At 71.2% G+C, this 26,169-nt stretch carries 28 protein-coding genes and 1 tRNA gene; 10 read left to right on the top strand and 19 right to left on the bottom strand.

The features are described 5' to 3' along the window. The first annotated feature begins 48 nt into the window (after window positions 1-48). From U4E84_RS00525 to U4E84_RS00515, 3 genes are all read left to right on the top strand, one after another. Window positions 49-969: a DMT family transporter gene (locus U4E84_RS00525; RefSeq protein WP_322530132.1), complete on the top strand. Its 921-nt coding sequence runs from the start codon at window positions 49-51 to the stop codon at window positions 967-969. Between the two features lie 88 nt (window positions 970-1,057). Further along, on the top strand, window positions 1,058-1,651 hold the full coding sequence (locus U4E84_RS00520) for a GNAT family protein (protein WP_322530131.1): 594 nt from the start codon (window positions 1,058-1,060) through the stop codon (window positions 1,649-1,651). A 100-nt stretch (window positions 1,652-1,751) separates the two neighbouring features. Next, on the top strand, window positions 1,752-2,330 hold the full coding sequence (locus tag U4E84_RS00515; protein WP_322530130.1) for a transporter: 579 nt from the start codon (window positions 1,752-1,754) through the stop codon (window positions 2,328-2,330). Window positions 2,331-2,378: 48 nt separating this feature from the next. On the opposite strand, the gene U4E84_RS00510 is transcribed toward U4E84_RS00515, so the two are convergent. Then, window positions 2,379-2,831, bottom strand: coding sequence for an RNA-binding domain-containing protein (locus U4E84_RS00510; RefSeq protein ID WP_322530129.1), 453 nt, complete (start codon window positions 2,829-2,831; stop codon window positions 2,379-2,381). Beyond that, complete coding sequence (locus U4E84_RS00505; protein ID WP_322530128.1) at window positions 2,828-3,436, bottom strand: AAA family ATPase; 609 nt, start codon at window positions 3,434-3,436, stop codon at window positions 2,828-2,830. The genes U4E84_RS00510 and U4E84_RS00505 overlap by 4 nt, the downstream gene beginning before the upstream one ends. Before the next feature lie 102 nt (window positions 3,437-3,538). On the opposite strand from U4E84_RS00505, the gene U4E84_RS00500 reads away from it, so the two are divergent. Both U4E84_RS00500 and U4E84_RS00495 read left to right on the top strand, forming a co-directional pair. Further along, window positions 3,539-3,613 (top strand) — tRNA-Arg (locus U4E84_RS00500). A 99-nt stretch (window positions 3,614-3,712) separates the two neighbouring features. Continuing rightward, window positions 3,713-5,620: a prolyl oligopeptidase family serine peptidase gene (locus tag U4E84_RS00495; protein ID WP_322530127.1), complete on the top strand. Its 1,908-nt coding sequence runs from the start codon at window positions 3,713-3,715 to the stop codon at window positions 5,618-5,620. 40 nt (window positions 5,621-5,660) lie between these two features. On the opposite strand, the gene moaA is transcribed toward U4E84_RS00495, so the two are convergent. From moaA to U4E84_RS00460, 7 genes are all read right to left on the bottom strand, one after another. Beyond that, a complete protein-coding gene (gene moaA / locus U4E84_RS00490; protein WP_322530126.1) occupies window positions 5,661-6,665 on the bottom strand; it encodes a GTP 3',8-cyclase MoaA in 1,005 nt (334 codons plus the stop codon). A 112-nt stretch (window positions 6,666-6,777) separates the two neighbouring features. Next, window positions 6,778-7,545: an MBL fold metallo-hydrolase gene (locus tag U4E84_RS00485; protein WP_322530173.1), complete on the bottom strand. Its 768-nt coding sequence runs from the start codon at window positions 7,543-7,545 to the stop codon at window positions 6,778-6,780. Between the two features lie 2 nt (window positions 7,546-7,547). Next, the gene (locus U4E84_RS00480; RefSeq protein WP_322530125.1) at window positions 7,548-7,973 is read right to left on the bottom strand and encodes a universal stress protein; all 426 of its coding nucleotides are present in this window, start codon (window positions 7,971-7,973) and stop codon (window positions 7,548-7,550) included. 168 nt (window positions 7,974-8,141) lie between these two features. Beyond that, a complete protein-coding gene (locus U4E84_RS00475) occupies window positions 8,142-8,699 on the bottom strand; it encodes a hypothetical protein (protein WP_322530124.1) in 558 nt (185 codons plus the stop codon). Between the two features lie 120 nt (window positions 8,700-8,819). Continuing rightward, window positions 8,820-9,704, bottom strand: a complete 885-nt coding sequence (gene cruF, locus U4E84_RS00470; protein WP_322530123.1) for a bisanhydrobacterioruberin hydratase — start codon at window positions 9,702-9,704, stop codon at window positions 8,820-8,822. Continuing rightward, on the bottom strand, window positions 9,701-10,600 hold the full coding sequence (locus tag U4E84_RS00465; RefSeq protein WP_322530122.1) for a prenyltransferase: 900 nt from the start codon (window positions 10,598-10,600) through the stop codon (window positions 9,701-9,703). The genes cruF and U4E84_RS00465 overlap by 4 nt, the downstream gene beginning before the upstream one ends. After that, the gene (locus U4E84_RS00460; protein WP_322530121.1) at window positions 10,597-12,096 is read right to left on the bottom strand and encodes a phytoene desaturase family protein; all 1,500 of its coding nucleotides are present in this window, start codon (window positions 12,094-12,096) and stop codon (window positions 10,597-10,599) included. Before U4E84_RS00460 ends, U4E84_RS00465 begins: the two co-directional genes overlap by 4 nt. A gap of 137 nt (window positions 12,097-12,233) precedes the next feature. On the opposite strand from U4E84_RS00460, the gene U4E84_RS00455 reads away from it, so the two are divergent. Beyond that, complete coding sequence (locus tag U4E84_RS00455; protein ID WP_322530120.1) at window positions 12,234-13,001, top strand: SDR family oxidoreductase; 768 nt, start codon at window positions 12,234-12,236, stop codon at window positions 12,999-13,001. 497 nt (window positions 13,002-13,498) lie between these two features. Further along, window positions 13,499-14,365: an SDR family oxidoreductase gene (locus tag U4E84_RS00450; protein ID WP_322530119.1), complete on the top strand. Its 867-nt coding sequence runs from the start codon at window positions 13,499-13,501 to the stop codon at window positions 14,363-14,365. 19 nt (window positions 14,366-14,384) lie between these two features. Here U4E84_RS00450 and U4E84_RS00445 read toward each other — a convergent pair whose 3' ends face one another. The 7 genes from U4E84_RS00445 to U4E84_RS00415 all read right to left on the bottom strand — a co-directional run bounded on the left by U4E84_RS00445 (window position 14,385) and on the right by U4E84_RS00415 (window position 22,001). After that, the gene (locus U4E84_RS00445; protein WP_322530118.1) at window positions 14,385-15,245 is read right to left on the bottom strand and encodes a mechanosensitive ion channel family protein; all 861 of its coding nucleotides are present in this window, start codon (window positions 15,243-15,245) and stop codon (window positions 14,385-14,387) included. Window positions 15,246-15,356: 111 nt separating this feature from the next. Further along, window positions 15,357-16,520: a 7,8-didemethyl-8-hydroxy-5-deazariboflavin synthase subunit CofG gene (cofG, locus tag U4E84_RS00440; protein ID WP_322530117.1), complete on the bottom strand. Its 1,164-nt coding sequence runs from the start codon at window positions 16,518-16,520 to the stop codon at window positions 15,357-15,359. A gap of 84 nt (window positions 16,521-16,604) precedes the next feature. Beyond that, window positions 16,605-17,288, bottom strand: a complete 684-nt coding sequence (gene cofC / locus U4E84_RS00435) for a 2-phospho-L-lactate guanylyltransferase (protein ID WP_322530116.1) — start codon at window positions 17,286-17,288, stop codon at window positions 16,605-16,607. A 13-nt stretch (window positions 17,289-17,301) separates the two neighbouring features. Continuing rightward, entirely contained in the window at window positions 17,302-18,480 is a 1,179-nt protein-coding gene (locus U4E84_RS00430; protein WP_322530115.1) for a tubulin/FtsZ family protein, read from the bottom strand. Between the two features lie 210 nt (window positions 18,481-18,690). Continuing rightward, window positions 18,691-19,587, bottom strand: coding sequence for a complex I NDUFA9 subunit family protein (locus U4E84_RS00425; RefSeq protein WP_322530114.1), 897 nt, complete (start codon window positions 19,585-19,587; stop codon window positions 18,691-18,693). 82 nt (window positions 19,588-19,669) lie between these two features. Further along, window positions 19,670-20,536, bottom strand: coding sequence for a universal stress protein (locus U4E84_RS00420; protein ID WP_322530113.1), 867 nt, complete (start codon window positions 20,534-20,536; stop codon window positions 19,670-19,672). A 112-nt stretch (window positions 20,537-20,648) separates the two neighbouring features. Continuing rightward, complete coding sequence (locus U4E84_RS00415; protein ID WP_322530112.1) at window positions 20,649-22,001, bottom strand: hemolysin family protein; 1,353 nt, start codon at window positions 21,999-22,001, stop codon at window positions 20,649-20,651. Window positions 22,002-22,135: 134 nt separating this feature from the next. On the opposite strand from U4E84_RS00415, the gene tmk reads away from it, so the two are divergent. After that, window positions 22,136-22,735: a dTMP kinase gene (tmk, locus tag U4E84_RS00410; protein WP_322530111.1), complete on the top strand. Its 600-nt coding sequence runs from the start codon at window positions 22,136-22,138 to the stop codon at window positions 22,733-22,735. Between the two features lie 7 nt (window positions 22,736-22,742). Here tmk and U4E84_RS00405 read toward each other — a convergent pair whose 3' ends face one another. Continuing rightward, window positions 22,743-23,066, bottom strand: a complete 324-nt coding sequence (locus tag U4E84_RS00405; RefSeq protein ID WP_322530110.1) for a hypothetical protein — start codon at window positions 23,064-23,066, stop codon at window positions 22,743-22,745. 97 nt (window positions 23,067-23,163) lie between these two features. Next, window positions 23,164-23,667: a DUF5813 family protein gene (locus U4E84_RS00400; RefSeq protein WP_322530109.1), complete on the bottom strand. Its 504-nt coding sequence runs from the start codon at window positions 23,665-23,667 to the stop codon at window positions 23,164-23,166. Between the two features lie 132 nt (window positions 23,668-23,799). On the opposite strand from U4E84_RS00400, the gene U4E84_RS00395 reads away from it, so the two are divergent. Continuing rightward, complete coding sequence (locus U4E84_RS00395; protein WP_322530108.1) at window positions 23,800-25,110, top strand: carboxylate--amine ligase; 1,311 nt, start codon at window positions 23,800-23,802, stop codon at window positions 25,108-25,110. A 43-nt stretch (window positions 25,111-25,153) separates the two neighbouring features. Here U4E84_RS00395 and U4E84_RS00390 read toward each other — a convergent pair whose 3' ends face one another. Beyond that, entirely contained in the window at window positions 25,154-25,720 is a 567-nt protein-coding gene (locus U4E84_RS00390; protein ID WP_322530107.1) for a peptidylprolyl isomerase, read from the bottom strand. A 166-nt stretch (window positions 25,721-25,886) separates the two neighbouring features. On the opposite strand from U4E84_RS00390, the gene U4E84_RS00385 reads away from it, so the two are divergent. Beyond that, entirely contained in the window at window positions 25,887-26,087 is a 201-nt protein-coding gene (locus tag U4E84_RS00385) for a DUF1427 family protein (RefSeq protein ID WP_322530106.1), read from the top strand. Window positions 26,088-26,169 lie beyond the last annotated feature (82 nt).

Raw genomic sequence — 26,169 nt, 5'->3', positions numbered from 1 at the left:
CCCGGCCGCTTCCGGAACCTTTTGCACCGTTCCCGGGAGACGTCCGGTGTGAGCCGCGCACGGGACCTCGCCCTGTTCCTCGTCCTCGCCGCCGTCTGGGGCTCCGCGTTCATGGCGATCACGGCCGGGCTGGCGTACTTCCCGCCCGTCCTCTTCGCCGCGCTCAGGTACGACGTCGCCGGCGTCGTCATGCTCGCGTACGCCGCGTACGCGGTCGACGACCCGATCCCCCGCGGGCGCGACGAGTGGACCGTCGTCGCGATCGGCGCGACGCTGATCATCGCCGCCTACCACGCGTTACTCTTCGTCGGTCAGACTGATCCCGCCGTGACGAGCGCGACCGCGTCGGTGATCGTCAGCCTCTCGCCCGTGTTGACGACCGTCTTCGCGCGCGCCTTCCTCCCCTCCGAGCGGCTGACGCTCGTCGGCGTGCTCGGACTCCTCGTCGGCCTCGTCGGCGCGGTCGTGCTGGCCGCGCCCGACCCCGCGAACCTGACCGGCGGCGGCACGGTCGCGAAGTTCCTCGTGCTGCTGGCGGCGGCGTCGTTCGCGCTCGGCTCGGTGCTCACCCGCGCGTCGGACGCCGACGTCGCGATCGAGACGATGGAGGCGTGGTCGATGCTCCTCGGCGCGCTGTTGATGCACCTGGTGTCGGCCGGGCTCGGCGAGTCGGTCGCCGACGTCGCGTGGACGACAGAGGGGATCGCGGCGCTGGCGTACCTGTCGATCGCCGCCAGCGGGTTCGGTTTCCTCGTCTACTTCGACCTGCTGGAACGGCTCGGCCCGATCGAGATCAACCTCGTCTCGTACGTCGCCCCGATATTCGCCGCAGTCGCCGGGTGGCTCTTTCTGAGCGAGGGGATCACCCCGAACACGGTCGCCGGCTTCCTGATCATCTGTGCCGGCTTCGCGCTCGTGAAGCGGGCGGCGCTGCGCGCTGAGCTCCGCAAGTACGAGATATCCGGGTGAGGTCGCCCTCGCGGCCGTCGGTCCCGACTGGTGTGAACTACCCCCACGCCTGGCGATCCTTTTAGACGGTCCCGCGAGACGGACCGACATGTTCCCCGAGACGATCGAGACGGACCGCCTCCGACTGGAGCCTCGGTGGCCCGAGAACGTCGACCTCGACGCGTGCTACCGGATCTGCTCGTCGGACCCGGAGATCGACGAGGTGACCGAGTACGTCACGTGGAACCCCCACGAGACGAAGAAGGAGACGCTGGAGTTCCTCGAACGCGGCCGCGAGCGCTGGGCGGACAACGAGGCGGCGGACTACGTCATCCGCCCCCGCGACGGCGAGGACGGCGCGGGTGAGATCGCCGGCTTCGGCGGCTTCGAGGTCGACTGGGAGCGGCGAACCGCCGAGCTCGGCACGTGGCTCCGCAAGCGGTTCTGGGGCCGCGGCTACTCCGGCGAGCGCGCCGCCGCGCTGATGCGCGTCGCGTTCGCGGACCTCGATCTGGACGTCGTCGCCGTGAGCCACCACCCCGACAACGACAACTCGCGGCGGGCGGTCGAGCGGTACGTCGACCGCTTCGGCGGTCGCCGCGAGGGCCGTCTGCGGAACACGCTCACGTTCCTCGACGGGAGCGTCCACGACGAGGTGCGGTACACGATCTCGCAGGCGGAGTGGCGGGCGGCGACGGAGTGACCGATTCCGGACGAACCATCTCTCTGCCACCGAAACGGTTTCTTTCGACGGTCGACACGAGTCAACAGACACTTACCCCGGCCGGGACGACTGCGAGCACATGTCTGTCTCCGATCGAACGAGCGGAGCGAACGGTATCGTCGGCGGCGCGGCCACGGGCGCCGTCGCGTACGTCCTCGGCTACCTGGTCGCGTACGTCACCCAGCAGTCGACGGTCGAGACCGAGCTGGAGGGGTTCAACTTCTTCGCCGACCTCTTCGGTAGCGACCCGATCCCGACGTGGCAGGCGATCGGGTGGGTGTTCTACAACGGCCACTTCGTCGACACTCAGGTCCCGTCGCTGGTCGGCGGGGCCCGGTCGGTGAACCTCGTCTCGCAGGCGGACGGCGGGTCGCTGACGCTGCTGTTCGTCGTCCCGCCCGTCCTCCTGATCGTCGCCGGACTCGTCGCGGGTCGGCTCGCCGAGGCGACGGAGCCGGTCGACGGCGCGACGGCCGGGGCGCTCGTCCTCGTCGGGTATCTCCCGCTGGCCGTGGTCGGCGCGTTCCTCTTCCGGTACTCGGTCGGCGACGGGACGGTCGCGCCCGACCTCATTACGGCCGTCCTCCTCGCCGGTATGGTGTACCCGGCCGTCTTCGGCGCCGTCGGCGGCGCGGGAGCGACGCTGTTGAGCGACTGAACGAGCGAGCGACAGCGGGACGTGCCGATTCTGACGACCGCCAGACTGTCAGTAGTCGGCCTCGTCGGGGTCGAACCGATCGCCGTACTCCCGGACGGGGTCGACCGGTCGGCCGTCGTCGGTCTCCGGCGCGACGTAGTCGACGAACGCCTCGACGGCGGGCTCCCGGACGCGGACGTCGACGTCGATCTCGCCGAGCTCGTCCGGTTCGCCCACGGCGAAGTTGACGACCCCCTCGAACGCCGCCTGCTTCTTCAGCGAGAACGAGAACCCCTCGTCGGTGGCGTTGTTCAGAAACACCCGTCTGGCCGTGTCGAGGATCTCCTGATCGTGGAGCACGTCGGAGAAGGCGTCGAGGGTGTGAGACTCGGCGACGAGCCGACCGTTCTCGTGGACCGGCTCCGCGTCCGGGAACACGTTCCGCACCGCGTCGGCGACCCGATCGGTCACCTCCGTGTCGCGGACCGGGGCCTCGATCCGCACGTCGACGCTGTAGATCACGCGCCGTCACCCCCGGCGTTCGTCGGCTCCGCGGGGTCCGCCGCCTCCAGTGACTCGTCCGCGACGCCGAGCACCTCCCGGACGCGAGCTTGGAACTCGGCGAGCGTCCCCGTGTTGTCGATCTCGACGTCGGCGCGGTCGAGGGTGGCGCCGAGGCCGAGGTCGATCTCGCGCGCGTCGCGCTCGCGGAGCGCCTCCAGGTCGGAGTCGGAGTCGTCGCGTCCCCGGGCGTCCAGCCGCTCGGCGCGGAGCGCGAAGGGCGCGTGGATCGCCACGAGCGTGAAGTCGTCGCCGAACGCCTCGCGGAAGCGCTCCAGTTCGACGGTGGAGCGCAGGCCGTCGACGAGGACGGCGTCGCGCTCGCTCTCGGCGGCGGCCTCGCGGATCAGCGGGAGCGTCCGCGCCGCGATGGCGTCGTCGCCCTCCTCCGCGCGGAGCGCCCGCGCGATCCGGCCGTGGTGCTCGGCGGGGTCGAGCCCGCGGCGACGGCACTCAGCGCGGATCACGTCGCCCATCACGACGACCGGGATTCCGGCCGCCTCGGCCACGTTCGCCGCCTCCCCCTTCCCGCTCCCGGGGAGCCCGACGGTTCCGATGACGTTCATTGGCGCGGAGTAGTCCCGTGGCAGACTTAGGTCTGCTGTTGGGGTCCGGCGCCAAGCCGAACCGTCGGCGTTTTTTATGCGAGGCGGTTCTGGTGAGAGTGAGGGCACGTAGCTCAGCCCGGATAGAGCGTCGGACTTCTAATCCGATGGTCGTGGGTTCGAATCCCATCGTGCCCGTACGTCGTGGGAGAAGTTGACCAATCAATCTGAGATGAGGTTCTAACGATCGGTTCCGCGAGCCACACGCCCAAGTACCCCCTCACCGGAGACGAACACGTGTATCGACGAGACCTCAGAGACACCGACTACGACGGCCTGCTCGCCGACATGGCCGTCGCGGACCGGGTCGTGCAGGCCGCGGTCGGGCCGGACGGCCGGATCGCCTACGCGAAGACCCGCGAGCTGACCACCGACCTCTGGCTGGCGGCCGACGGCGCCGACGTTCGACTCACCAGCGAGGGCGCGTCCGCCATGCGCTACGGGCGCACCGACGCGCGGTGGATCGACTGGAGCCCCGACGGCGACCGGATCGCCTTCGTCACCGCCGAGAGCGAGCTGGCGACCGTCGACGCCGACACCGGCACGGTCGAGGTGCTCACGGATCTGGAGGGCGGCATCTCGGGCCTCGCGTGGGGCGAGCCCGGCATCGCGATTGTCACCGACTCCTTCTCGCGGGCGAGCCTCGCGGTCGTCTCCCCCGACGGCGACCGCGTTGAGGCGATCGCGAACGACGAGTACCTCTACGCCGACCCGCACTGGCAGGGCGAGACCGTCGTCGCGACCCGATCCACCCACGCCGACTTCTTCGACCACGAGGCCGCGCTCGTCCGCGTCCCCCTCGACGCCGACGGGGAGGTCACGGAGCTGTTCGCCGAGCCGGGCGTCCGGGCGGCCTGCCCGCGCCCGCGACCGGGCGACGACGAGGCGGTCGCGTTCGTCCACGACGGAAGCGGGTACGACGCCGTGTACGGGATCGACGGGAGCGACGTCGAGGGGGGTGCGGACGCCGACCCGGCGACCGCGCTGTACGGCGTCCCGGAGACCGAGATCGCGGCGCCCGAGTGGAACGACGCGGGCGACCGACTCGCCGTGACCGCGACGAAGCACGGCCGCGTCGGTGTCCACGCGGTCGGCGTCGACGGCGCGCTCCCGGACGCCGAGTCCGCCCCCGGATTGGACGCCGACCCCGAGTCGGCCGACGACGCGGACGTGCTCGCGTCGGGCGACGCGCTCCACGGCGCGCCGCGGTGGGACGGCGACCGTGTGGTCTCCGTGCGGGAGACGCCGACCGAACCCCCCGCGGTCGTCGACGCGGCGAGCGGGGAGCGGCTCACGCCGCCGGCGACGGCGGGGCTGGCGACGCGGCTCCCCGAGCCCGAGGCGTTCACGTACGACTCCGGCGGGACCGAGATTCAGGCGGTGATCCATCCGCCGCCGTCGGACGCCGAACCGGGTTCGGTGCCGCTCCTCGTGAAGCCGCACGGCGGTCCCACCGCCTTCGACGGCTTCGGCTTCGACCACCGGGCGGCCTACTTCGCGGCGCTCGGCTACGCCGTCGTCCGCCCGAACTACCGCGGCTCCGACGGCTTCGGTCGGGCGTTCCGGATGGCGAACGACGGCGACTGGGGCGGCGGCGACCTCGACGACGTAATCCGGGCCGCGGACGCGACGGCGGTGCGGTACGACGCCGTCGACGCCGACCGCGTCGGGATCTTCGGCGGCTCCGGCGGCGGGCTGATGACCGTGAACGCGCTCGGCACCAGCGACCGGTTCCGCGCCGGCGCCGCCTTCTACGGCGTGTACGACTACGAGTCGTTCGTCGACGACACGGACGACGTGGGGTGGCAGCTCCTGAAGCGGGAGCTCGGCGACTTCGTGGACGACCTCGACGCCTACCGCGACGCGAGCCCGATCCGGACGGTGCCCGATATCGACGACCCGCTCATGGTGCTCCACGGCGAGGAGGACGCCCGGGTGCCGATCAGCCAGTCGGAGCAGCTCGTCGCCGAGCTGGAGGCGCACGGCGTCCGCCACGAGCTCCGCCGGTACGACGGCGAGCCGCACGGCTTCGGGAAGCTGGAAGACGTCGTCGACGCGTACACGCGGGTCGCGGACCTGTTCGCGAAGTACCTGCGGGAGCTCCCCGACGACGGGGGCAGTCGGCCGTACGAGCCGCCGGAGTAACTGGCGGGGCGGCGTCCTCCGATTCGTCAGGTCGCCTCCCTCAGTCCGCCGCGCTCGGCGTTCCCAGGTACTTCTCGTTGAGCTCGTACTCGCCCTCGTCGTTCTCGATCAGGTACTCGCCGTAGTAGGGAACGCGGTTCTCGACGACCGCCTCGAACGTCTCGGCGATCTCCGCGCGGGTCATCTCCCCCATCGACCGGAGGTCGTCGTTGCGGTTGAGACACCCCTTCAGGTACCCCTCGTGGGTGACGCGGACGCGGCCGCAGTTCGCGCAGAACGACTCGTTCTCGACGGGGTCGACGATCTCGACCATGCCGCCGCCCTCGCCCTCGGCGTCCTCGCCGACGAAGTAGCGCTTGCGGTCGTGCATCTCGCGGTGTTCGACCCGGTCGGCCTCCTCCGCCAGCCAGTCGTGGACGCGCCCGATGTCGATGTTCCACTCCGGCTTCCCGGTGAGCTCCGGCATGTACTCGATGAGCTGGAGCTGGAGCCCCTCGTTCTCCGCGACGTGCTCGACCATCTCCTCCACGTAGCCCGCCGTGTGGGTGAACACGACCATGTTGAGCTTCACGGGGTCGAGCCCGGCGTCGACGGCGGCCTTCACGCCCTCCAGCACCCGCTCGTAGGCGCCCGACTTCGTCACCTCCGCGAAGTCGTCCGGGTCGAGCGCGTCCTGCGAGACGTTCACCCTGTCGAGCCCGGCCGCCTTCAGGTCCTCGGCGCGTCCGGGGAGGAACGTCCCGTTGGTCGTCATCGACACCTCCATCGAGTCGGGCGTGCGCTCGACGATCTCCTCTAAGTCCTGCCGAAGCATCGGCTCGCCGCCCGTGAGCTTCACCGAGTCGACGCCGTACCCCTCGACGACCTCCAGGAAGCGGACCACGTCGTCGGCGCTCATCTCCTCGTCGCTCGGCTCCATCGGCCCCCGCGTGTCGCCTAACCCCTCGTTGTGACAGTAGACGCAGTCGAAGTTACACCGGTCGGTCAGCGAGATCCGCACGCCCGTCACCTCCCGTCCGAAGTCGTCCGCGAGTGGGCCGGCCATGCCCGAACGGAGCGGGTGTGATCGCTTAAACATCGGGGTCGATCGTGACGTCGCGTAACTCTCCTCGGTTACGCCGGCCACGAGTCGGCTTGCGCCCCGACGGCCCGGCCGCTCAGACCTCGACGCGGAGCCCGTCGCTCGCGACCTCGACGTCGCCCTCGAATCCCGCCTCGCGGACGCTCCGGGCCATCTCCAGCTCGCGGCCGCCCGTGTGCGGGTAGAGGTGCGACAGGAGGAGCGTATCGACGTCGACGCCCGCGAGCGACGCGCCCAGCTCCGTGGGGGTCGGGTGGTTCGACACGTCGGTGCCGTCCGGGAACGAGCAGTCGTGGACGAGCAGGTCGCTCCCGTCGGCGAACGACGCCATCCCCGCGAACGCCTCCGTGTCGCCCGAGAGCGTGACCGGGCCGTCCGCGGGGTCGGCGTCCGCGCTCGGCGGCGAGAACCGGTACGCAAGCCCCTCCATCGAGTGGCGGGTCTCCCGGGCGGCGACGCCGAACCCGGCCGCCGCGAACGGGCGCGCCGCAGACACCTCCCGGACCGCCAGGTCGACCCGGCCGTCGAGGTACGCGTGCACGTCGAGGAGGCCGTCGACGAGCGACTTGGTCCCTGCCGGACCGATCACCTCCAGGTGCTCCGCCCCCGCCAGCCACCGCGCCTTCAACAGGGGTAACAGCGCCGCGACGTGGTCGAGGTGGTGATGCGTGAGGAGGACGGTAGAGACGCCCTCGTAGCCGGTCTCGGTGCCGGCGAGTCGGTGGAGGACGCCCTCGCCGCAGTCGACGAGCAGGGACCGGTCGCCCTCGGCGAGGAGGTATCCCGCCTGCGCGCGCTCCGGCACCGGCATCGCGCTGCCGGAGCCGAGGACGGTGAGCTCCACGGTCACTTGATCAGGAACACGGGGACGGTCGCGTCGTCGGCGACGCGGTCGGAGACGCTGCCGAGCGACCGGATTCGCTCGCGCGGCGACTTCCCCTCCGGGCTCATCACGATCACGTCGATCCCGTTCTCGTCGGCGTAGGAGACGATCTCCGTGTCGGGCGTCCCCCGGACGACGCGCGTCTCGACGGCGAGTCCCGCCTCCTCCGCGCGCTCGGCGACCGCGGCGACCGCCGCCTCACCCTGCGCCTCCAGGTCCTCGACGATCTCGTCGTGGAGGTCGCCGGAGTTCGCGGTCGCGATCCGTCGGTCGACGACGTACAGCGCGTGTACCGTCGCGTCGTGGTCGGTCGCCAGCCGGATCGCGTGGTCGAGCGCGCGGTCGACGGCCTCGCTCCCGTCGGTCGGCACAAGAATCTCGTCGTACATATGCGACGGTTCGACCGCGGAGCCCATAACGGTGGGGCCTCGCGCTCGGGAACCGGGAACGCGGTCGCCGGTCGCGCGAGCGACACCCGCGCTCACGCCTTACTCCGCGCAGCGCTCACGCCTCACTCCGCGCAGCGCTCACGCCTCACTCCGCGCAGCGCTCACGCCTCACTCCGCGCGCCACTCGCCGCCGAGCTCGTGGCGCCGCATCGACGTCGCCTCGCCGTCGCGGAACACGCTCACGCGCCCCGTCTCCTCGCTGAGCGTCACCGTCGCCACGACCTCGGGGCGGACCGAGGTCTCTATCGCGCTCATGTGACGCGAGCCCATCCACGACTCGTAGTCCACGTCGTCGACGAGGTCGGACTCGCCGCTCCGGGTGCCCAGGTCTCGGAACCGCACCATCTGCGCCTCGATCTCGCCGTCGACCGCGACGACGACCCCGCCGTCCTGCTCCACGCTCACCGTCCCGGCGGCGTCGACGAACGCGTCCTCGTCGAAGACCGTCGCACAGCTCTGTCGGGGCCACCGGTTGTCGCCCATCGAGTCGGCGTACGCGCCGTAGTCGCGGTCGGCGACGACGGCGAAGTACAGTCCCGGGCCCTTGACGCGCGGCTCCTCCCACCCGTCGAACTCGACGCTGACGTGCTCGGCGCAGTACGTCAGTCGGTCGACGACCTCTCGGACGCGCTCGTGGGCGCCGTACTCGATCGCCAGCCGACTCATTCCGCCGCCCCACCGTGCCGTCCGCAACTCTCCTGAACGCTCATATCTCCGAGACGAGACGGGCGTATATAAGGTGCATCGAGTCGGGTCGGGGGCCCTCCCGTCCTCGGGCTGACCGGATCACCCCCACGGCGCGAACAGCCGTGCGTCGAATCGGTCCGCTCGAAGGAGTCCGACGCCGAACGCGGCCGCGACGGCGACCGACAGGAGGTTCCCATACCACAGGTTGATCCCGCCCCAGAGGATCACGAAGCTCACCATGTCGTCGAGCATGAACTCGCAGTCGCGCAGGCGGTCGCGGAGCGTCGTTCCCGCGAACGCACGGTCGAGCGTGACGACCGCGACGGTCGCCGAGACCACCCAGCCGGCGTAGTTCGAGAGCGGGACGCCGTAGAAGGCTCCGCCGCCGAAGCTCCAGAAGCCGAGCGCGACCGCGCCGGGGTCGAGCACCACGTCCATCGCCACGACCGCGGCGATCACCGCGAGCAGCCGGACCCACCCGTTCGACGCCCGCGGACCGAGAAGCAGGAGACACAGCAGGTACGCGTTGGCGACGAGCGGGATGAAAAAGACCGGGAGCGCGAGCGGTACGCCCCCGACCATCGGCCCGAGGCTCACGGTGTACTCGAAGCTGCCGTACGGCCACCCCGTGGCGACGCCGACGAGTTCGATCGCGTAGGTGTACGCGATCAGGACGCCGACCCACCCGAGCGCGCGGCGGTCGACCGCGGGCAACACCCCGACGACGAGCGGCGAGCGCATCACCAGCACGCCGAACAGCACGAACCAGGGGTTAAAGGCGAGCGGCTCCGGCACCCACCCCTCCGCGCTGCCGACGAGCGCGACCGCGCCGACGAGGGGGAACAGCACCGCGATCGTAAAGCGGTTCTCCCGCACCGTCCGGTCGAGAAGCGCCTCCGCCCCGCGGCGCGTGTCGGGGAGGCGCGCGCGGAGGGCGCTCGTGCCGGCGGGACCCGACTCGGCGGCTCCGCCCTCGTCGCTCACGCGAGCGCCTCCGTGACCGGATAAATGCGCCACAGCCCGCCCATCGCCAGCAGGGTGCCGACGGCGGTGTTCAGCGCCGGGAACCACCAGTACGCGCGGTCGACGGCGACCGACGACGCGGCGACCCACGCGACGAAGACCGGGTACACGCCGAGTAACGCGCCGAGCCGGAGGTCCACCGCGGCGAACGCGACCGCGGCGGCGACCCAGCACGCGAGACAGTAGCCGTACGTCCGCCCCTCGCCGAGCAGCGTCGCCGTCGTTCGGATCCCGGCGGCCCGGTCGGGCTCGATGTCCGGGATCGCGGAGAACGTGTGCATCCCCATCGTCCAGAGCCACGCGCCCGCGAGCGCCGCGAGCGGCGGGTGGCTCCCCGCGACCGCGGCGTACGCGGCCGCGCCCGGGAGGACGTAGAGGCCGTTCGAGGCGGAGTCGAGGAACGGGGTGGTCTTGAACCGCACCGGCGGGGCGCTGTAGCCGACCGACAGCAGGAGGAAGCCGGCGAGGTACGGCCACGCGACCCGCGGCGCGACCGCGAACGTGCCGACTCCCGCGACGCCCGACGCCAGCACCGCGACGGCGACGAGGCGACTCCCCCGCCAGCGCGCCTCGCGGGCCTCCTTCTTCGGGTTCAGCTCGTCGATGTCGGCGTCGAACGCGTCGTTGACGCCGTAGAGGAAGACGTTCGCGGGCACGAGGAAGTACGCCGCCAGCGCGACCGTGACGGGCGTGAACAGGCCACTCACGTCGCTGATCCCGTAGGTGACGCCGACCGCGACGGGACCCGCGAGGTACAGCCAGAAGCGCGGCCGCGACAGCACCAGCAGGTACCGGAGGTCGCCGGCGATCGACCGTCGGTCGGCGTTGGTCGCTGTGTCGGTCACGGCTCCGCTCACGCCGTCTTCGAGACCGCCTCGGCCGTTATCTGTCCGCTGATGAGACACATCGGGACGCCGATGCCGGGGGTCGTCGTTGACCCCGTGAAGTAGAGCCCGTCGACCGCGTCTGACGCGTGCGACGGTCGGAGCAGCGAGGTCTGCCGCAGCGTGTGCGCCAGCCCGAGCGCGCTCCCCCGGTAGCTGTTGTACCGGTCGGCGAAGTCGTCGACGCAGAACGTCTCCTCGAAGACGATCCGGTCGCGAAGCTCCGTACCGGTGTTCTCGGCCACGTCGTCCAACACGAGGTCGCGGTACTTCTCGCGCATCTCCGGGGTGTCCTCCAGTCCGGGCGCGATGGGGACCAGCGCGAAGAGGTTGCTGTGGCCCTCGGGCGCCACCGTGTCGTCGGTCTTCGAGGGGACACAGAGGTAGTAGGCCGGGTCGTCGGGCCACGACGGGTCGTCGAAGATCTGCGCGAAGTGGGGGTCCCAGTCGGTCGGCAACACCAGCGTGTGGTGTTCGAGGTTGGGCACGTCGCCCTCGACGCCGAGGTACAGCAGGAACGCCGAGGGGGCGTACGTCCGCGACTCCCAGTACGCCTCCGCGTACTGTCGCTTGCGCGGCGGGAGCAGCTCCTGTTCGGTGTGCGCGTAGTCGGCGTCGGAGACGACCAGGTCGGAGAGGTAGCGCTCGCCGGCCGCGGTGTCGACGGCGAACCCGCCGCGACGCCCCTCGATGGCCGTCACCTCGGCGTCGGTGACGTATTCCACGCCGAGGTCGGCACCGAGTTCGGCGATCCCGTCGACGACCGCGCCGATCCCGCCCGCGGGGTAGTAGACGCCCATGTTGTAGTCCACGTGGCTCATCAGGTTGTACAGCGCCGGGGTGTTGTGCGGGGAGCCGCCGAGGAAGACGAGGGTGTACTGCATCAGCTGCTGGAGCTTCGGGTGGTCGAAGTACCCCTCGACGTGTCCCTGCATCTTGCCGAGCAGCGAGAGCCCCCACGAGTACCGCAGCACGTCCCTGTCGACGTAGTCGCGGAGCCGCGGGCGGTCCTCGTACACGAAGTGCTCCATCCCGATCTCGTAGGTGCGCTCCGACTCCTCCAGATACGCCTCGAACGCCTCGCCCGCGCCGGGCTCGTACTCCTCGAACAGCGCCCTGTTGTCCTCGCGGTCCGGAAGCACGTCGACCGCGTCGCCGTCCTTCCAGAACACGCGGTAGTGGGGGTCGAGCCGCTCGAGCTCGTAGAACTCCTCGGGCGACCGCCCGAAGTGGCCGAAGAAGCGCTCGAACACGTCCGGCATCAGGTACCACGAGGGACCCATGTCGAACCGGAACCCGTCGGCCTCCAGCCGGCTCGCGCGCCCGCCGAGCTGCTCGTTCTTCTCTAAGAGGGTCACGTCCGCGCCGGCGTCGGCGAGGTAACAGGCGGTCGAGAGGCCGCCGAAGCCGCCGCCGATCACGACGACCGACTCGCCGGCCACGTCGTCGATGTCCGGGGCCACGTCCATGGTAGATCGTAGGACAGGAGGCGGTATAAATACCGGCCAGACGCGGCGGGGAGGCGCCGACGCGAGCCGCGGGCGCCCACCCGTCAGACACGTCGAGTGGGTACGCCTAAGTCGGGGACGCGCCTACCGGTACCCACATGGAACCGACGGTCGCGATCACCGGCGCAACGAGCGGGATCGGGCGGGCTGTGGCCGAGGCGTTCGTCGACGAGGGGGCGTTCGTCGCCGTCTCCGGCCGCGACGGCGACGCCGTCGATCGCGCCGTCGCGGAGCTGAACGGGGGATCGGAGTCGGCGGCCGCCGGCGACGACGAGGGCGCCTCTGACGCCGAGGAGGCCTCTGACGCCGAGAGCGATCTCGGCGGCGTCGCGTGGGGGGCTCGCGTCGACGTCCGCGACGAGTTCGACCTCGAACGCTTCTTCCAGCGGGTCGACCGCGAGGCGGGCCCGATCGACGTCGTGATCGCGAACGCCGCGGTGTTCCACGGCGCGCCGGGCGAGAGCCCGACCGACGACCTCTCGTACGCCGACTACGACGACACGATGCGCACCAACGCCCGCGGCGCGTTCGCGACGATCCGCGAGGCGGTCCCGCACCTCGCGGACGACGCGCGAGTGCTCGTCCCCTCCGGCGCGGTCGCCCACGAGTCGAGGCCCGGCATGGGCGCGTACGCGGTCTCGAAGGCCGCGGCCGAGGCGGTCGCCCGCGGGTTCGCGGCCGACATCGACGCGGCGGTCGGCGTCGTCGACCCGGGGCTCGTCGCCACCGACCTCACCGGGAAGGAGCGCGCCAGGGACCCGAAGAGCGTCGCGCCGCTGTTCGTCTGGGCGGCCACCGAGGCGCCCGCCGCAGACCTGAACGGCGAGCGGGTGGGTCTGCGGGAGTGGAAGTCGGCGACGCGATAGGACTCGAACGAGTGTGGCTCAACTGCGAAGGCCGTCAAACCCCCGGCCGCTCGGCTGTACTCGTCTGACTGAAGCTCGACAGCGAACACCTCCAAAGCCCCAGTCGCGAGGACGGCGCACGCTCGCTGCGCGCCTCACTCGGTCGCTTACGCTCTCTCGTTACGGTGCTTGCGTCGCCTGCGCTGTCCTCGCGACTGCCCCTTTGAGTCCCACCCCGACCGCACCGCAACCGCACCTCACACCTCCCCGGCCTCGTCGCTCCCTTCGGTCGCGACTCCAACGAGGGACCTCCGGTCCCTCTGGCAGCCGGCGCGTAGCGCCGGCGACCTCGCACGCGCTGACTCGCGGCCGTCAGGAGCGGCCGCTCGCAGGCGCGCGCCGACCGCCTCGTTAATTCATAAGCGATTGCGTCTTCGCTTATCGGTATTTAACTATCACATCGCTGACCTCGCGGCCTGGGCACCGAGAACTATACTCCGGTCGGCCGAACGGGGCGTATGGCACTCGCGGACCCCGACCTCTCGGGCTCGACGGCGTTCATCACCGGGACGACCCGCGGCATCGGCAAACAGATCGCGCTCGCGCTCGCCGACCACGGCTGTGACGTCGTCTCGACGGGGAAGACGACCGACGACGACGACTCGGAGCTCGAGGGATCGATCGAGCAGACGGCCCGAGAGGTGCGCGACCGCGGGGCCGAGGCGCTCGCGCTCGAACTCGACCTCCGCGACGAGGCCCGCGTCGAGACGGTCGTCGAGGAAGCCATCGATCACTTCGGCGAGGTCGACGTCGTGATCAACAACGCGAGCGCCATCCAGCTGGCGAACGTCGCCGACCTGCCCGCCGACCGGTTCGACCTCCTGACCGAGGTGAACGTCCGCGGGACCCACCTCGTCGCGCACGCGTTCGCCGACCACCTCGCGGGGCTCGACGGGGCGTGGCTGCTGTCGAACTCGCCGCCGGTGGTGACCGACCGCTCGCCGGGGAAGGCGCCGTACGCGTGGTCGAAGCTCGGGATGTCGTACATCACGCTCTCGCTCGCCGAGGAGCTGGCCGGCGACGACGTCGGCTGTAACACGTTCTGGCCGGTGACGACGGTCGACACCCGCGCGACCCGCTACTTCGGGCTCGGGACCGAGGACGACTGGCGCACCCCGGAGGTCGTCTCCGACGCGGTGCTCGAGATCCTCGCGCGGGACCCGTCGGCGTGTACGGGCAACAGCTTCTACGACGAGGCCCTGCTTCGCGAGGCGGGAGTCACCGACTTCTCGGCGTACAACCTCACCGACGGCGACCCGGCGCCGATGTCGGCGCGCCTCTTCGACCCGGAGTTCGAACGCGAGGGCGACGCGTCGGCGAAGTGAGACGCTCGCCCCGACGCGGCTACTCGTCGTCGGCGACCGACTCCAGCACCTCGACGCTGCCGGTGAGCTGTCGGTGGACGTACGGCATGTCGATGCCCGCCTCGTCGAACGCCTCCTTCACCGCGGTGACGTACTCCGAGCGCACCCGGACGAAGTCGCCGCGGTCGGGGTCCGCGATCCACCAGCGCGACTGGAGCCCGACGGCGGAGTCGCCGAGCTCGACGAGGCGGACCGAGACGCCCGGGTCGTCGAGGATCTCCTCGTGGGCCTCCGCCCTCTCGACGATGATGTCGGTCGCCTGCGCGATGTCGTCGTCGTAGCCGATCCCGAAGACGAACTTCTGGCGGAGCGTGTCGTAGGCGACCGGATTGGTGACCGCGTTGTTCGCGAGGTCGCCGTTCGGCACCGTGACCCGCTCGTTGTCGAACGTCCGGACCCGCGAGACGCGCAGGTCGATGTCCTCGACGCGCCCGGCGTTCCCGTCCCACTCGATCCAGTCGCCGACCTCGAACGGCTTGTCCTTCAGGATGAACACGCCGGCGACGAAGTTGCCGAGCAGGTCCTGGGCGGCGAAGCCGACGGCGAGCGCGACCGCGCCGCCGAAGACGGCGAACGCCGAGAGGAACGCGCCGTAGCCGGCGACGGTGAACCCGATCGCGATCGCCGCGACCCACGCGACCGCGTTGGCGACGCTCGTCGCGAGACTCTGGACCGCCCCGTCGAATCCCCGCGAGACGAGGAGCCGGCGCACGCCCGGAACGAACGCGTACTTCCCGAACAGCAACACGACGAGGAATCCGAGGAGGAACCCGGCCGCCGCCGTCGCGATGCCGGCGACGTCGACCGCGTTCGTGATCGCGTCCAGCTGTAAGAGGTGCATCACCCGCACATTGGGAAGGGTATTTAAAGAAGCTACTGACGGCGCAGTTGTTTACCGACGCCCCCGTCCGTCGCGGTCAGTCGCCGCGGGCGGGCGACGGTCGGCCCTCGGTCAGTCGCCGCGGACCGCGAGCGGTCCCTCGCCTCGGGCGACCCCGCGGAGTCGCCGCCCGTGAACGTCGTCCGCGCGGATCCGATCGCGGACCGCCGGCGGGAGCCACGCCTCGCGGTTCGTCGGCGCGGGTGCCGGATCGACGCTCGCAGGCCGCAGGTCGTCCGGGAGGAACCGCGCGTAGGTCGGCAGTCGCTCGCGGAGGGCCATCCCGCCGGCGTCGGCGACCGCCCGGAGGCCGTCGAGGTCGGGCCACGCGTAGTCGGGGTTGATGTAGTCGTCCGTCACCGGCGAGACGCCGCCGAGGTCGTCGACTCCGCAGTCGACGAGGTCGGCCGCGGGCGAGAGGTTCGGCGGGACCTGCACGGAGACCTCCGGCGGGAGCGCGGCCCGGGCCATCGCGACGACCCGGCGCATCGTCTCGAGGTCCGGCTTCGCGAAGTCCGACCGCTCGTTCGGAACGACGTTCTGTACGATCACCTCCTGGACGTGACCGTGTCGCTCGTGTAACTCGCGGACCGCGAGCAGGCTCTCCGCGCGGTCGCGCCACCCCTCGCCGATGCCGACCAGGATTCCGGTGGTGAAGGGGACGCCCCGCCGGCCGGCCGCCCTGATGGTGTTGAGCCGCTGCCCGGGGGTCTTCCGGCGTCCTCCGTTGTGGGCGTCGACGTCGGCCGTCGTCTCCAGCATGACGCCCATCGAGGCGTTCACCTCGCGGAGGTCCGCGAACTGCGACCCGGTGAGGTCGCCCGGGTTCGAGTGGGGGAGCAGCCCCTCTTCCAAGGCGATCTCGCAGGCCCGGTACAGGTAGTCGTGGACCGAGTCGAATCCCCACTCGGCGAGCCGCGCGTGGACCTCCGCGTACCGGTCGTCGGGGTCGTCGCCGAAGGTGAAAAGCGCCTCCGTGCAGCCGGCGTCGGCGCCGACGCGACAGCGCTCGCGGACCTCCGCGGGCGAGAGCAGGGAGGCCTCTCCGGGGACGTCGTAGTAGGTGCAGTACGTACAGGTGTACCGGCAGGCCGTGGTGAGCGGCACGAAGACGTTGCGCGCGAACGTGAGTCGCTCGGCGGGCTCGACGTCCGCGGGGGTGACCGACAGCAGCCGCTCGACGCGCTCGGCGTCGACCGACAGGTCGATCCCGTACTCCTCGGCCGCCGTGAACACGTCCGCCCCTCACGCTCGGACCTCAAAAAGGATCGCGGTCGCGGATCCGAGCGGGGTCGCGGTCCGGCCGCTGACCTGACCGCGTCACTCTCGCTCGACCCCCACCCGTCCGTCCGTCGTGTCGAGCGTGAACCCGGCGTCGCGGAGCCAGCGCGCCGCTCTCCCCCCGTCGCCCTCACCGCCCTCACCGGCCGCGCCGTCCGCCTCGGCGTGGATCAGAACCTCCGCGCGGTCCGCCGGCTCGTCCACGTCGGTCGCGAGCCGATGGGAGTCGACGACCGCGACGGTCGCGCCGATCCCCGCCGCGATCCGTCGGTGGTCGAGGTAGGAGGCGCCGTGGTAGTCGACCCGGAACGCCGGGTGCCCGGCGACGACGGCGTTCGTGCCGCCGCCGCGGCCCGGCGCGACGGCGACGTCGGCCTCGCGTCCGGCCGCGAACAGCTCTCCGAGCGCCTCGGGGGTCGCGAGCGCGAGGTCCGCCATCACCACCGCGACGGGGTCCGGGTCCTCCGCCGGCTCGTCGAACCGCGCGTCGAGCGCCGCGTTGACGGCGGTCGTCAGGGGACGGTCGTCGACGTCGACCGGACAGCCGAGGGGGGCGTCGACGGGACTCGTCGCGAGCACTCGCGGGTCGCCGTCGGCGGCCGCGACCGCGTCCAGGACGTCGCGGAGCATCGTCCGCGCGAACCGGACGCGCTCCTCGGCGTCGAGGACATCGGAGAGCCGCGACTTCGGGCGGTCGGTCGAGAACGGGACGAGGACCTCCATCTGGAGGGTCGCCCTAGAACAGGGATTCCAGCTCGTCGCTGTCGTCGCTGACGAGCTCGTCGAGGTTCTCCTCGCTCTCCTCGCGGATCTCGTCCAAGTTGTCCTGCGCCTCGATGGCGACCTGCTGGAGCTCCTTGATCCGCGGGACGTTGGTGACGCCCGCCAGCAGGATCACGGTCGCGACGAAGCCGGCGCCGCGGTACGGGTAGTCCCCGCCCCGGACCTCCATCGAGCCGGTCTGCTCTTCGAGCCACTTGCGGCCGCGCTCGATGCCCTTCCGGTTGAGGTACTCCGGCGGTCCGGCGAGCACGAGCAGCGCGCGCTCCGCGCCCTCGATCTCACAGGGGAGGGTGAGCCGGCCGAGCGCCGCCTTGCGCACGAGGCTGGTGATGCGGTTCGTCGTGTGTGCGCTGTCGAGCTCGTCGCCGCCCTCGTCGTTTCGGAGCCGAGAGAGCAGCCCGCCCGAGGTGCGCTCCTCGACCTCCTCCTCCGCGTAGCCGACGGTGGAGACGCCGCCGCCGGAGAGCGTGTTGATGATCTCCGAGGAGTCGACGACGCTCTCGGCGACCTCCTGCCCCTGCTGGATCTCGCCGGCGCCGAAGAGGATGCCGAACCGCCGGACGATCTCCTCGTTGATCTCGGCGTAGCCGCCCTGGACGGACTCGCCGGTCTTCCGCCAGGCGTCGTTGTCGAACACCATCAGGTTGTCCACCTCGCGGACGAACGTCTGGAACGAGCGGGCCGCGTTGAGGGTGTAGATGCCGCCCTCGTCGCTGCCCGGCAGGATCCCCAGCCCGTAGACGGGCTCGGTGTAGATCCGCTTGAGGTGCTTCGCGAGCACCGGCGCGCCGCCGGAGCCGGTGCCGCCGCCCAGCCCGGCGACGACGAGGAACGCGTCGACCTCGTGGACCGGGATCGAGTCGATGGCGCCCTGCACCTCGTCGATGTCCTCCTCGGCGATCTCCGCGCCGAGCTCGTTGTCCGCGCCGACGCCGTGTCCCTTCACCCGGGACTGCCCGATGAGCACGCGCTGGTCCTCGGTGACGTGTTCGAGGCCCATGAGATCGGCCTTGGCCGTGTTCACGGCCGCGGCCGCGCGGACGATCTCCGAGCCCGTCCGCTTGTCGTACTCCAGGAACTTGTCGACGACTTTTCCCCCCGCCTGTCCGAATCCGATCATTGCAAGTTTCATCGTGTGCTCCCTCCGCCTTTGAAATGAACAGAACGCGATCGCGTATTTAAGCCTTCGGTTGCCGTTACCATCGCTGATATTCAACTGCGTGACACGAACGAGAGCCGTCGGACCGGCCGGCTCGGTCGTCCCCGCTGTCGGCATGCGGGCGCCTCCGCCGTGTCACCGGTTCGTCCTGTCGTATCAGTGATTCGTTCGCGGACGCCGCGGTCATTCGACACCGAGATACGCCGCGAGCGTGGTCAGTTCGCCGGGGTCGACGCCGAACGCGTCGACGTCGTTGTCGTCCGTCGTGTTGTCGAACTTCAGCGACCGGTACTGGTCGGCGCCCATCGGAAAGCCGGGCACGGCGCCGAGCACCGACAGGCCGACCTTGGCGAGCGGCATCGGCAGCGGGACGATCCGCACGTCCGCGCCTTCGGCCTCGTACACCAGATCAGTCACCTGTCGAAGCGTCAGCGTCTCCGGTCCGCCGATCTCGTAGGTCTCGCCGACGTGGTCGTCGCCCGCTACCGCGGCCACCAGCATCGGGACGAAGTCCCCGACGTGGATCGGCTGGAACCGCGTCTTCCCGCCCCCCGGTAACGGGTACAGCGGCAGGCCGGGCGCAAACATCCCCTTCAGCCGCTTGGTGAAGGGGACGAACTCGCCGCCCTCCCCGAAGACGACGGAGGGGCGGAATATCGTCCAGTCGAGGTCGCTCTCGCGGACGACCTCCTCGGCCTCGCCTTTGGCGCGGATGTACGCTGTGTCGCCGTCGGGGTCGGCGCCGAGCGCGCTCAACTGGACGAATCGGTCGACGCCGCCCGCCTCGGCCGCCTGAACGAGGTTCGCCGTCCCGACGCGATGGACGCGGTCGTGCATCACGTTGCCGCCCTTCGGCTCGAACAGCGGCGAGAGCGCGACCAGATTCACCACCGCGTCCTGTCCTGCGACCTCCTCGGCGATCGAGTCGTAGTGCCTGACGTCGCCGCCGACGACCTCGGCCCCCTCGACCGTGTCCCCTCCCGACCGGGAGAGCGCGGTCACGTCGTGGCCCCCCTCGGCGAGCGCGCGACAGAGGTGCGACCCGATGAACCCGGTCCCGCCGGCTACCAACACCTTCATGGGCGGATCGAAGGACGGAACCCCCGTAAACCTACCGCGGTCGTCCGACCCCGCGACGACGGACGTCCGGCGCGTCCCGGTTTCAGTCGTCGTCGGTGTCTGGGACCGTCAACACCGGCACCGGGGAGGTCCGGACGGTTCGCTCGGCGACGCTCCCGAGCAGGTAGCGCTCGACGCCGGTTCGCCCCTGCGTGCCCATCGCCACGAGGTCGACGTCGTGGTCCTCGACGTACGTCCGGATCCCGCGGGCGGGCGACGACCCGACCTCGACGTGCTCGACCACCTCCACGCCCGCCTCCTCGGCGACGGCGGCGGCCTCCGCGACCGTCTCCTCGGCCGCCTCGACGAGCGCGTCCGTTCCCGAGTACGCCTCGATCCCGACGCTGCCGAGGTCGACGACGGAGAGCACGTGGAGCGTCGCGTCGGCTCGGGCGGCGATCTCGACGCCCCGCCGCAGCGCCGCGGTCGCACGTTCGCTCCCGTCCGTCGGCACGAGGACGTTCCGATACGGGTACCGCGCCGGCCCGTCGTCGGGTCGGAGGCTGAGCACCGGAACGGTCGCCTCTCGGACGACGCGCTCGGTCGTGCTCCCGAGGAGGAGTCGGTCGAGCCCGCTCCGCCCGCGCGTCGGCATCGCGATCAGGTCCACGCCCTTCTCGTCGACGTACGCCGAGATCGTCTCGGCGACGCCGCCCTGGAGCACCGCGGTGACCGTCTCGACGCCGCGGTCCGCGGCGCGCTCGGCGACCGCCTCGACCGCCTCCTCTCCCTCCTGTTCGAGCACGTCGACGACGTCGCGGCCGATCCGCGTGACGCTGTCGTGAGTCGTGTCGGCGACGTAGAGGACGTGGACCGTCGCTCCGTGGTCCGCCGCGAGGTCGAGCACGTGGTCGAGCGTCGCGTCCGTCCCGTCGCCGCCGTCGGTCGGAAACAGAATTCGGTCGAACATACGCGTACCCTCGCGGGGAACCGACAAAAAACGCCCGCGCCGTCCCGTCCCGTCGGAACGCCGGACATCAGCGACGGAGCGTCACCGCGCCGCCCGGGGATGTGACGCGCTCCTAGACGGGGCCGCCGCCCGCGTCGCCGTCCGCGCCGTCCGCGTCGTCGAGTCGGTCGATCCGGACCGTCGAGATCCGGGCGCCGTCGACGGCCGTCACCTCGAAGCGGTGGCCGCCCGCCTCGGCGACGTCGCCCACCTCCGGCGTGCGGCCGATCCGATCCAGCACGAGTCCGCCGAGCGTGTCGTACCCGTTGCCCTCGAGGTCGGTGCCGAGGGCGTCGTTGACGACCGAGAGGGCGACGGAGCCGTCGGAGACGTGGACGCCGTCCTCGCCCGCCCGGATCGTGTGCTCCCCATGGTCGGCGTCGAACTCGTCGCGGAGGTCGCCGACGAGCGCCTCGACGACGTCCTCGACGGTGGCGAGCCCCTCGAAGGCGCCCCACTCGTCGACGACGGCCGCCATCTGCTGGCGGTCCTCGCGGAACTGGACGAGCAGGTCGCCGATGGTCGTCGTCTCGGGCACGATCAGCACATCGCGGGCGATCTCCTCGGCGGTCGCCGACTCGTCGCCGGCCGCTCCGGCGCGCAACACGTCTTTCACGTCGACGAAGCCCACCACGCGGTCGGCGTCCTCGTCGGTCACCACCGGGTACCGCGTGTGTCCCGCCTCCAGCACGGTCGCGCGGATCTCGGGGAGCGTCTGATCCGTCGCGAGCGTCACCACGTCCGGCCGCGGCACCATCACCTCGCGGACGACGGTGTCGTCGAGGTCGAACACGCCCTCGATCATGTCGACCTCGACGTCGGCGACGTGGCCGGCCTCGCCGGAGCGGGCGAGCACGCGCCGGATCTCGCGTTCGCCCATCGTCTCGTCGGTCTCCGAGGCCGGGGGGATCCCGATGGCGCGCGTGAAGGCGTTCGCGGCCCCGTTGAACACGACGATGCCGGGAGAGAACAGGTAGTAGGAGAGCTTCATCGGCGGGGCGAGCAGCAGCGACATCCGCTCGGCCTGCGCGATGGCGATCGTCTTCGGCGCCAGCTCGCCGAACACCACGTGGAGGAACGTGATGGCGCTGAACGCGATCGCGAACGCGACGAGGTGGACCGTGCTCTGCGGGAGCACCGTCCCGAGCGCCGGCTCGATGAGCGCGGCCACCGCGGGCTCGCCGATCCACCCGAGACCGAGCGAGGCGAGCGTGATCCCCAGTTGGGTCGCCGCGAGGTAGTCGTCGAGGTTGTCCATCACGTCCTGCAGCGCCCCCGAGCCGGCGCGGCCCTCCGCGGCGAGCTGCTCGACCGAGGTCGACCGGACCCGGACGAACGCGAACTCCGACGCGACGAAGAAGCCGTTCAGGACGACCAGCACGAGCGCGAGGGCCACCCGACCGACGGAGAGCGCGACGGCTACCATCGGTGCCTCCTCTTCGAGACGGGTCCGGGAGCGTCGCTTTCCATACCGGCGGTTCGCTCGCGCGCGACAAAAAGGGCCCGTCGGGGCTCGGCGAAACCCGGGCGCTTTATTCCCCGGCGCACCGGAGCGCGGACATGCTGATCACGCTGGAGGGGCTCGACGGGAGCGGGAAGACGACCGTCTGGGAGGCGCTCCACGACGTCTACCCCGAGGCGACGTTCACCCGCGAGCCCACCGACAGCTGGTACGGCGAGGCGGTGGCCCGGTCGATCGCGACCGACGACGCCGACCCGCTCGCGGAGCTGTTCTTATACACCGCGGACCACGCGGACCACCTCTCGAGGACGGTCGAGCCCGCGCTCGCCGACGGCGACCTCGTCGTCTCCGACCGCTACTCGGACTCGCGGTTCGCCTATCAGGCGGCGACGATCGCCGCGAGCGACGTCGACCTCGCCCGCCCGCTGGAGTACATCAAGGGAATTCACGCGGCGTTCTCGCGGCCGCCGGACGCGACGGTCTTCCTCGATCTCGACGCCTCGACCGCCGCCGAGCGGTCGGGTCGCACGAACAAGTTCGAGCGGGACGGCTACCTCGCGACGGTCCGCGACAACTACGAGCGGCTGATCGCCGCGGAGCCGGACCGCTTCGTCCGCGTCGACGCGACGCGGTCGCCGGAGGAGGTCATCGAGCGCGTCGAGGGGATCGTGGCCGAGCTGGTCGAGAGCGGGCCGTAGCCCGCGTTCACCCAGTGTCCGGCAGCTCGTACTCCTCCGGCGACGGCACGTACAGGTAGTCGATGGCCGCGCCGAGCACGAGTGGGAGGAACACGAGCAGTCCGAAGAGGACCGTCGGACCGCCCAGGACGACCCCGGAGCCGACGTTGAGCACACCGGTGAACACGAGCGTCGAGATCAGGAGCAGCATCGGCGTCAACACCAGCGTGTACACCACCGACCCCCACGACGTCGCGAGCCGCAGCCGGAAGAAGCGGGTCGTCACCCCGGCGACCAGGGTGTGAAACGCCACGAGGGCGAGGAGGCTGACGTACCCGATCAGCGCGATCATACCCGCCGTACGGGCTCCCGACATTTCCCCCTATCGCCCCGGCGCTCTCGGTGACCCCGGCGGGAACGCCGGTCCGTACGCGGGGTCCCCACGCGCCTCAAAACGTGCCGCCGCCCTGCTGGCGCGCCGCGGACAGCAGTCCGGCCACCGGGTCCGTGTACTCGTAGCCGGGGATCACGCCCTGCACGTACGTCCCCTCGACGAAGTCGATCAGCGCCCCGGCGTCGTCGACGCCGCGCCGCTCGTCGACGTCGGTCAGCTCGAACTCGACGACGATCTCGTCGTCGCCGATCGTGACGCGCGGGTCGAACGCGTGGTCGCCGCGGGTCACGCCGCCGACGTCGACGACGCGGAGCTCGAACGTCTCGGCCCACCCGTCCTCGACCACGTCGGCGACCTCGTCTGCGGCCGTCGCGGAGAGGGTCGGCACGCGGACGGTCACCACGAACCGGATGCGGCCCTCCGCGGTCGGTTCGGCGCGAACCTCGCCGTCGAAGGGGGTCGTCTCTGCGGTCCACGCGCCGTCGTCGTCCGCGGGTTCGAAGGAGCCGTGGTCCGCGAACGCGCGGCGGACCCGGTCAGGGAGCTCGGTCTCGCTCATACAGAGCGGGAGGCGCGGCGCGACCAAAAGCGCGTTGCGTCGGCCGCCCTCCGGACCGGGCCGGTCGTCACCGGTAGTGGCACGCGGAGCCGGAACTGGTGCGCCTTTGTACCTGGACCGGCGACGGACGGTATGGCAGAGCAGTTCCGCTCGACCGAGGCGCTGATCGACGCCCTCGCGGACGTCTCGTTCGACCGCCCGCCGGCGCTCGTCAGCAACGCCCACGTGACCGGGCTCGGCGTCGCCCGCGCGCTCGACGCTCACGACGTGCCCGTGATCGCGCTCGACCGCGCCGGCGACGGCGCGGGCGGAAGCGCCACCGCGGTCCGCCACGACGGGCTCGCACCGCCCTCGGACGCCGTCGACTTCGCCGGCGCGGTCACCTACCCCCTCGACGACCTCGAGGGGTTCCGCGCGGACGTGGAGGCGGTCGTCGACGCCGCGGGGACCGAGGCGGTCGCGTTCGGCTGCATGGACGAGTGGGCGCTGGCGTACGCCGAGGCCGACTCCGACGGCGTCCGGCTCCCCTTCGCCGGGATCGACGCGCTCGACGACGTGTTGAACAAGTCGGAGCTGTACGCGACCTGCGAGGCGCTCGGGGTGCCGTACCCGGAGACGTACCGGCTGGCGGAGACGGCCGCGGCCGCGACCGGGTCGCCGGACGCCGACGCGACGCTCGACGAGGCGGCCGAGGCGCTCGGATTCCCGCTGGTGGTGAAACCTGAGCTCAAGCGGGACTTCGAGGAGGCGTTCGGCACCAACGTGATCGAGGTCGCGGACCGCGGGGAGCTCGCGGACGTCGTGGCGGCCGCCCGCGAGGCCGGCACGGCGGTGATGGCCCAGAAACGCGTCGAGATCGCGACCGGACGCGACCACTCGCTCGCCTCGTACGTGCCCCCCTCCGGAACCGCCGACGCGCTCGCCGTCGTCGGCAACGCGGCGATGCGGTACCCCCGGCAGTTCGGCACCTCGTGTCTGGTCGAGACGGCCGACGAGCCCGCGATCGAAGCGCGGGCGCTGGCGGTGCTCGACGAGGCGGGCTACCACGGGATCAGCGAGGCGGAGTTCGTGTACGACGAGGCCCGCGAGGAGTTCCTCCTGCTCGACGTCAACACCAGGCCGTGGAAGTGGATCTCGCTGCCCGTCGCCGCGGGCGCGAACCTCCCGATGGCCGCCTACGCGGCCGTCACCGACGCGACGTACGAGTCGCCCGGCGTCGAGCCGGCCCGGTGGGTGTCCCTCCGCGACTACCTCTCGCTGCTCGCGGGCGACGACGCCGTCTGGGACCAGCTGTCGGCGGCCGACTGGCGGCGGCTTGTCTCGGGCGCGTTCGAGCGCGAGGGCGACCTGACGACCGGCGTCTACCGCCCCTCCGACCCCGGGCCGGCGGCGAAGCTGTTCGAGACTGCGTTCGTCGACCGCGACTACTACTGCTCCTGTTGAGCGAACGGCGACTGCGCGCGACAAACAGTTCGCGGGCGCGGCGCTACTCCTCGACGGTGACGCGCTCGATCTCGACCGTGTCACGGGGCTCGTCGCGCCGGCCGGTCGGCACGGAGCCGATCTCCTCGACGACGTCCATCCCGTCGATCACCTGTCCGAAGACGGCGTGTTTGCCGTCGAGGTGCGGGGTGGCGTCCAGCGTGATGAAGAACTGCGAGCCGTTGGTGTTCGGGCCGGAGTTCGCCATCGAGAGGATCCCGGGGCCGTCGTGGGTGAGGTCGTCGTGGAACTCGTCGTCGAACTGGTAGCCGGGGCCGCCGCGGCCGTTCTGCTGCGGGTCGCCGCCCTGGATCATGAACCCCTCGATGACGCGGTGGAAAACGTTCCCCTCGTACAGCGAGTCGCCTCGAACCTCGCCCGTCTCGGGGTCCTCCCACGTGTTGGTGTCGCGAGCGGGGTCGGCGTCCGCGGCGGGGTCGTGACGCGCCAGCCCGAGGAAGTTCTCCACCGTCTTCGGGGCGCGGTCGGCGAAGAGCTCGACGACGACGTCGCCGTGGTTGGTGTGAAGCGTCACCTGCGGATTGTCGGGGTCGGAAACCTCTCGTGCCATGTCCCCCCGGAGGAGCGCGCGCCGGAAAACCCTACCCATGTGCGCCGTCCCCAGGTGCCGGATGCCGGCGGCACTGGAGGGGGTTGAGGACGGCGCGAGGGCGATCCGGCGTGCGCCGTCGGGCGCGAACGTCGGCCTTATGGGGGGACGCCGCCGAGCCGTGGCCATGAGTTCGACTCCGGTCCTGACCGTCGCCGCGCTCGTCGTCGGGGTGACGGTCGGCGCGCTGTTCGCGTTCCTCCGCGTCCCGATCCCCGCCCCGCCGGAGCTGCCGGGCGTGATGGCGATCGTCGGGATCTACCTCGGGTTTCGGCTCGTCGGCTACGCCGGCGTCGGCTTCGATCTGCTCGACGCGCTCGGGCTGTAGCCGCCGAATCGGCCGATTCGACCGTGGCCGCCGCGGTCGACCGCCTCGACGGCCGGTACCGTTTTCCACGCGGCGCGAGCAG

This window comes from Halorubrum sp. AD140, assembly GCF_034497445.1.
GTDB lineage: Archaea > Halobacteriota > Halobacteria > Halobacteriales > Haloferacaceae > Halorubrum.
This window is presented reverse-complemented; position numbering and strand designations above follow the sequence as displayed.